Source organism: Inquilinus sp. NPDC058860, assembly GCF_042743185.1.
In the GTDB taxonomy this organism is placed as follows: Bacteria; Pseudomonadota; Alphaproteobacteria; order DSM-16000; family Inquilinaceae; genus Inquilinus.
In genome coordinates, this window is record NZ_JBHYMS010000063.1 from 34,846 (window position 1) to 41,290 (window position 6,445).

The 6,445-nt window shown below is 72.1% G+C and carries 6 protein-coding genes; 3 read left to right on the forward strand and 3 right to left on the reverse strand.

Annotated features, from left to right (window positions below):
- The first annotated feature begins 3 nt into the window (after positions 1-3).
- The 3 genes from ACFW16_RS30385 to ACFW16_RS30395 all read left to right on the forward strand — a co-directional run bounded on the left by ACFW16_RS30385 (position 4) and on the right by ACFW16_RS30395 (position 2,807).
- Positions 4-1,488 (forward strand): peptidoglycan -binding protein, encoded by a 1,485-nt coding sequence (locus tag ACFW16_RS30385; protein WP_380312303.1) that lies wholly within the window; start codon positions 4-6, stop codon positions 1,486-1,488.
- An 89-nt stretch (positions 1,489-1,577) separates the two neighbouring features.
- Positions 1,578-2,207, forward strand: coding sequence for an acyloxyacyl hydrolase (locus ACFW16_RS30390; RefSeq protein WP_380312306.1), 630 nt, complete (start codon positions 1,578-1,580; stop codon positions 2,205-2,207).
- A 90-nt stretch (positions 2,208-2,297) separates the two neighbouring features.
- Positions 2,298-2,807: a cytochrome P460 family protein gene (locus ACFW16_RS30395; RefSeq protein ID WP_380312308.1), complete on the forward strand. Its 510-nt coding sequence runs from the start codon at positions 2,298-2,300 to the stop codon at positions 2,805-2,807.
- On the opposite strand, the gene hutH is transcribed toward ACFW16_RS30395, so the two are convergent.
- The 3 genes from hutH to ACFW16_RS30410 all read right to left on the reverse strand — a co-directional run bounded on the left by hutH (position 2,788) and on the right by ACFW16_RS30410 (position 6,166).
- Positions 2,788-4,296, reverse strand: coding sequence for a histidine ammonia-lyase (hutH, locus tag ACFW16_RS30400; protein WP_380312310.1), 1,509 nt, complete (start codon positions 4,294-4,296; stop codon positions 2,788-2,790). The two genes, ACFW16_RS30395 and hutH, sit on opposite strands and share 20 nt — an antisense overlap.
- 2 nt (positions 4,297-4,298) lie before the next feature.
- Positions 4,299-5,303, reverse strand: coding sequence for an ornithine cyclodeaminase family protein (locus tag ACFW16_RS30405; RefSeq protein WP_380312312.1), 1,005 nt, complete (start codon positions 5,301-5,303; stop codon positions 4,299-4,301).
- Positions 5,304-5,461: 158 nt separating this feature from the next.
- Entirely contained in the window at positions 5,462-6,166 is a 705-nt protein-coding gene (locus tag ACFW16_RS30410; protein ID WP_380312314.1) for a DNA-3-methyladenine glycosylase I, read from the reverse strand.
- Positions 6,167-6,445 lie beyond the last annotated feature (279 nt).

The window sequence follows — 6,445 nt, forward strand, 5'->3', positions numbered from 1 at the left end:
CCGATGCGCAGCCGGTACTCCCTCAACGAGCGGCGCCAGATCGATGTCTGGCCCGGCTGGGTCGATGCGCTGTCCTCCCTGCTGATGGTCGTCATCTTCCTGCTGATGGTGTTCCTGGCCTCGCAGTTCTACCTGTCGACCGTGGTCAGCGGCCGCGACGAGACCGTGGGCCGGCTGAACCGCCAGGTGTCCGAGCTGACCGACCGGCTGGCGCTGGAGCAGGACAGCGGCCGCGACCTGAAGACCCGCATCGACCGCCTGTCCGCCGACCTCGAGGGCAGCGCCCGCGAGCGGACCGACCTCGGCAACCGGCTCGCCGCCGTCCAGCAGGACCGCGACGCCGTCGACCGGCAGCTGCGCACCGCCCTGGCCCAGATCGAGACCCTGACCGGCGGCACAACCGACCGCGACGCCCAGCTCAAGGAGGCGGCGCGGGTGATCCAGGACAACCAGGCGACGATCGAGCGGCAGCGGCGCGAGCTGGCGCAGCTGCAGTCCGATCTGGCGACGCTGCGCACCGGGACCCAGGACCGCGACCTGACGGCAGGCCAACTCTCGACCGCGCTGGAGCAGAGCCGCAAGGAGGCCTCGGATCTCGGCGCCGAGCTCGACCGCACCCGGTCCGAGCGAGACCGCGCGCAACAGGACGCCAAGACCGGGCAGGACCGCGCCCAGGCGCTGGAGCAGCAGGTCGCAGCCTCGCAGAAGGACGTGCAGGACCTGACCGCCCGGGTGGCGCAGCTCGACGCCCGCATCGCCGAGCTCAGCGGCACGCTCGACCGCGCCACCGCGGCGCTGACGACCGAGAAGTCGACCAGCGAGAGCGAGCGCAGCCGCGGCGAGCAACTGGCGGCCGAGGCGGCGGCGCTGCGCCGGCAGCTCTCGGACATCGAGAGCACGCTGCGCGATTCGGAGAAGTCGGTCAGCGACAAGGATGTCGAGATCGCCAACCTGACCTCGCGCCTCAACCAGGCGCTGGTGCGCCGGGTCGACGAGCTCAGCCGCTCCCGCTCCGCCTTCTTCGGCCGGCTGCGCGACGTGCTCGGCGACCGGCCGGATGTCCGCGTGGTCGGCGACCGCTTCGTGTTCCAGTCCGAGGTGCTGTTCCCGGTCGGCTCGGCCGAGCTGCAGCCGGGCGGCGAGGAGCAGCTGGCCGCCTTCGCCGCGACGCTGAAGCGAATCGCGGCCCAGTTCCCGCCCGATGTCGACTGGCTGCTGCGCATCGACGGCCACACCGACCGGCAGCCGATCACGGGCGGTCCGTTCCCCACCAACTGGCAGCTCTCGACCGCCCGGGCGCTGTCGGTGCTGAACTTCCTGTCGAGCCAGGGCATCCCGCCGCAGCGGATGGCGGCCGCGGGATTCGGCGAGTGGCAGCCGCTCGACCCGGGCAACACGCCCGAGGCCTATCGCCGCAACCGGCGTATCGAGCTGCGGCTCGACCAGCGCGGCGACAGTGGCCCGGACACCGCCGCCGTGGCGCAATGAGCCGGCGGAAAAGCGTTGCGTCGGGTTTCGCACGCCCGTAATCATCCCGGACCCCGGGGCCCGGCCCCGGCAGGAATGAAGGGTGCAGAATGAAGAAGCTCCTGACCGGCGTCGCGGCGGTCGCCGTCGTGCTCGGATCCGTGCAGGCGGCGCAGGCCGCGTCGGTGCCCATCTGGATCGGCATCGGCTCGGCCGCGGTCCTTGCCGCCGGCATCCTCGGCGAGAATTCGGACATCGGCGACATCCGGGTCGGCAACGGCGCCACCGGCGCACCGCTGTCGCTGACCCTCGGGGCGGGCTACTACAACATCCTGAACGACAAGGGCGAGCCGGGCCACGAGGACCGCGACAAGGGCGGTGCCGGCATCGGCCGGGTGGAACTGCGCTTCAACCAGGAATTCCTGCGCATCCGGCCCTTCATCGGCATCGAGGGCAACACCGAATCCGCCACCTACATCTATGGCGGCGGCATGTTCGACGTCCGCTTCGGTGAGCACTTCATCCTGTCGCCGAACGCCGCGCTCGGCGCCTATTTCAACGGCGACGGCCGGGACATGGGCTCGACCCTCGAATTCCGGACCGGCATCGAAGCGGCCTGGGAATTCGACAACCGGATGCGGATCGGCGCCGCCTTCCACCACATCTCCAACGCCGGCATCGGCGACGTGAACCCGGGCGTCGAGACCCTGACGCTGAACCTCTCGATCCCGCTGAACTGAGCGGCGGCCAACGCCGCTCACAACTCCTAACGGGCGGTTCTTCCCCGCTCCTGCTTGGATGCCCGCAGCACGCCAAGCAGGAGCCCTCCGATGAAGCCCGCCCGCCTCGCCCTGTCCGGGGCCGCCCTCGCCTCCTCCGTCGTCGTCGCGGTCGCGCTGGCCGCGCCGGGCGGCGATGCCGGCAATGCCTCGCCGATCTACGGGGTCACCATCCCCGAGGGCTACCGGCAGTGGCCGTTCATCGCGCCGGCGCATGAGTCCGACCCGCTGAACGAGCTGCGCGTCGTGGTCGGCAACCCGACGGCGATCAAGGCGTATCAGGACGGCACCCTGCCCTTCCCCGACGGCACCATCCTGGTCAAGCTGGCTTGGAAGCATGTCCAGTCCAGCGAGTTCGAGCCCGCCTACGTCCCGGGAGCGGCCACGACGGTCCAGGTCATGGTCAAGGATTCGAAGCGCTATGCCGCCACCGGCGGCTGGGGCTTCGGCCGCTTCATCGACGGCAAGCCGGTCGACCAGGCCCAGCACGAGACCTGCTTCGCCTGCCACGAGGCCGGGGTGAAGGACCACGACTACGTCTTCACCCGCTTCGCTCCATAAGGATGGATTCGAGCCCATCCGCGGCGATGAAGGCGGCGACCGCCGCGATGTCCGGCGCGGCCGGGCGGTCGGCCTGCATCCGCGGCACCAGTCCGCGCACCGCCGCGTGGATCGCCGCCGTGCCCCGGCCGAGCGACGGTGCGCCCCGCAGGTCGACCGCCTGGGCCGCCACGATCAGCTCGATCGCCGCCAGCAGCCGCAGCCGCTCCACGATCCCGGCGGTCTTGTCGACGGTCGCTGTCGCCATGGTGGCGTAGTCCTCGACCCCGTCGGCAACCGGCAGCACCGCGACCGGCATCGGCGCCGCGAGATGGCCGATCTCGGCCAGCAGCGCCGCCGCGGTCTTCTGCGTCGGGCCGTAGCCGGCGCTGCCGTCCTGCACCGGGGCCAGGAAGCGCGGCAGGTCGCTGGAGGACGGCGACATCAGCTTGACGATCCGCGCCGCCGAGATCGCCGCCGCCCGCGCCAGCGCCCCGCCCAGCGCCTCGAAGGCCAGGGCCAGATGGGTCGGGTCGAAATTGGCGTTCGGCAGGGCGACGCCGTCCTCGGCGATCACCGCCGGGTTGTCTCCGGCTCCCGCCAGCTCCAGCTCGACCGAGGCTCGCGCCGCCTGCAGCGCGGCCAGGGCGGCGCCCAGCACCGAGGGCGCGCAGCGGAAGCTGAGCGGGTCCTGCAGCTTCCTCGCCGCGCCGGGCCGCACCAGGCCGCCGCCCTGCAGCAGCGCCAGGATCGACCGCGCCGCCTCCGCCTGCCCCGGCGCCGGCCGCAGCGCGGCGGCGCGCGGGTCGAGCGGGGCGACACCGGCGCGGAAGCCCTCGAAGGACAGCGCGGCTGCGGCCAGCATCGCCCGCAGCGCCTGCGCCGCATCCTCGACCACCAGGGCGCCGGCGCCGACCGAGGCGGCGTTGGCCGAGACCAGGGCCAGCCCGTCCTTCAGGCCGAATTCCGGCGGCGCGATGCCGGCGCGGGCCAGCGCCTCGGCGGCCGGCAGGATCTCGCCCTGGAATTCGGCCTCGCCCCGGCCCAGTAGCACCAGGGCGATGTGCGACAGCGGCGGCAGGTCGGCCTCGCCGACCGAGCCGGTCATCGGCACCACCGGATGGACGCCCTGGTTCAGCAGCGCCGCCAGCGCCTCGGCCACGGCACGCGATGCGCCGGACCGGCCGCAGCAGAGCCCGGCCAGCCGGGCGGCGATGATCGCCCGCACCTCGTCCGCCCGCGCCTCCCGCCCCACCCCGACGGCGCGGCCGGGCGGGATGCGGCGCTGCACCGCCGCGGCGTCCGGCGCGATCCTGGTGTCGACGGCGGCGCCCAGCCCGGTGCTGACGCCGTAGATCGCGGCCCCGGCAGCGGCGAGCGCCTCCAGCGCGCGATGCCCGGCCTCGATCCGCTGCAGGGCGGCCTCGTCGAGCGCCACGGCCGCGCCGTTCCGGGCGATGGCGAGGAGGTCGCGGGTGGAGAGCGGGCCGGCGCCGAGGCGGATGGTCATGGTCAGGCGAAGCGCAGCCGCTGGCCGATCTCCAGCCGCTTCGCCTTCTCCAGCATGGCGTGGCCGAGAGCGATGTCGCTGAGGCTGAGGCCGCGGTGCCACAGGAGGATGGTCTCGTCCTCGCGCTCGCGGCCCGGCTTCAGCCCGGCGACGACCTGGCCCAGCTCGGCATGCAGCGTCGCCTCGGACAGCTTGCCGGCCTCGACATGGGCGCGCAGCGACCCGAACTGGCCCGTGCGGCACTGGCCCCAGTCGTCGACCACCAGCTTGGCCATGATGTCGGTCAGCGACAGCTCGACCGCGCTCATCGTGCCGTAGGGCACCACCAGCGCGCCGGGCTCGATCCACTCGGTCCGCAGCAGCGGTTCGGGCTGCAGCAGGCGCGAGGCCTCGACCACGATGTCGGCGCCGCGCACCGCCGATTCCCAATCCGTCGTGGCGCGGACCGGCTTGCCGAGATCCTGGGTCAGCCGCTCGGCGAAGGCATCGCGGCTCTCCGGCCGGCGGGAATGAACGCGGATCTCGTCGAAATCGAACAGTCTGTCGAGCAGCCGGACGTTCCAATAGGCGGTGCCGCGGGCGCCGATATGGCCCAGCACCTTGCTGCCCTTGCGGGCCAGGTGCTTGGCGCCGATCGCGGTCACCGCCCCGGTGCGCATGTCGGTGATCGCGGTCGCGTCCAGGATCGCCCGCGGCATGCCGGTCGCCGGGTCGAACAGGGTCAGGATCGCCATCTCCGACGGCAGGCCGCGCTTGTAGTTGTCGACATAGTCGCCGACCACCTTGACCCCGGCGGCGTTGATCGGCGCGCCGATGGCGCCGCGCAGCACGTTGAAATGGCCGTGCACCTGCGGGTCGGGCTTGAGATGGACCCGCGGCTCGATCACGGTCTCGCCGCGGCCCTGCGCCGCCAGGCTGGTCTCGATCGCCTGCAGGATCTCGTCGTCGGTGATCGCCAGCGCCTCGATGTCGAGGCCGTTGAGATAGGTCACGTAGATCGGCTGCATGTGGGCTCCGAGGCACGGCTATCGGGAAGATGCTGAACCGCTTGGCTTTTTCACTTCCTGTCATTGCCGGGCTTGACCCGGCAATCCAGGGAATGTCGACGCCCTCTGGATGCCCGGGTCAAGCCCGGGCATGACAAATAAGGATGGGCAAGACAGTCTTAATACCTCCCGGGCCGCCCGTGGCCGACGTCGCCGATGCTCATGGCGAGGATGCGGCTGATCTCGGTCAGGTCGCGGCCCGATTCCGCCGACCAGCGGTTGAAGGCCTGCTGCATCGCCTTGAAGTCGCCCTTGCCACCGGGCGCCTTGGTCAGCACGCCCTCGCGGATCAGCGCCGCCACGACATCGCCGGTCGGGATGAAGGCCGGCTTGCCGATCGCCCGCAGGAAGCGCATGCCGGTGTCGCCGCCCAGGCGGTTGCCGCGCTTCTTCAGGATCTCGAGCAGGCCGACATAGTCCGAATCCGGCCAGCCCGCCAGGAATGCGGCGGCGCTGCCGTGTTCGGCCGCCAGGTCCAGCAGGAACCGGGCATTGGCGACGACCGACTGGATCTTGGCGCCGTGCCGGACGATGCGGCTGTCCTGCAGCAGCGCGTCGAACCGCTCCTCCGACAGCGCGGCGCAGCGGCGGGGATCGAAGCCGTCGAAGGCGGCCTCGAAGCCGTCCCACTTGGCGGCGATCACCTTGGAGGCGAAGCCGGCGTTGAAGACGCGCCGCGTCATCTCCGCCAGGATGCGGTCGTCCGGCGTGGCGGCGATCTCGGCGGGTGTCCGCGATTTCGTCTCGGCGAGCGCGCGTTCGAGCACGTCCATGCCGCCGCGGCGCTCCGCCGCCAGCGCGACGATCTTCCCGAAATCCCCCATGCCCGCCCTCCCTCGGTTCGACGCCGGCGGACAGGAGAGCCCCTCCATCCGCGCCGATCCAGAGGAAAATGGACAGACCGGTCCCCGCGGGACGCGGCCGCCGGCGGGTCACCCGGTGTCGGGTTTTTCCGGCTCCAGGCAGGCGTCGTCGAAGTCGATGCCGAGGGAGGCGCAGAGGCGTTTCGCCGCCCGGACCGGGGGCTCGGCGTCGATCAGCGCCTCGACGTCGGGCTCCTTGAGCCGAGCCTCCAGTCCGGCCTGGAGGGCGGGGACCCGGTC

Coding starts and splice junctions, on each gene's coding strand:
- ACFW16_RS30390 (WP_380312306.1), top strand. CDS start 1,578: ATGAAGAAGCTCCTGACCGGCGTCGCGGCGGTCGCCGTCGTGCTCGGA.
- ACFW16_RS30385 (WP_380312303.1), top strand. CDS start 4: ATGCGCAGCCGGTACTCCCTCAACGAGCGGCGCCAGATCGATGTCTGG.
- ACFW16_RS30410 (WP_380312314.1), bottom strand. CDS start 6,166: ATGGGGGATTTCGGGAAGATCGTCGCGCTGGCGGCGGAGCGCCGCGGC.
- ACFW16_RS30405 (WP_380312312.1), bottom strand. CDS start 5,303: ATGCAGCCGATCTACGTGACCTATCTCAACGGCCTCGACATCGAGGCG.
- hutH (WP_380312310.1), bottom strand. CDS start 4,296: ATGACCATCCGCCTCGGCGCCGGCCCGCTCTCCACCCGCGACCTCCTC.
- ACFW16_RS30395 (WP_380312308.1), top strand. CDS start 2,298: ATGAAGCCCGCCCGCCTCGCCCTGTCCGGGGCCGCCCTCGCCTCCTCC.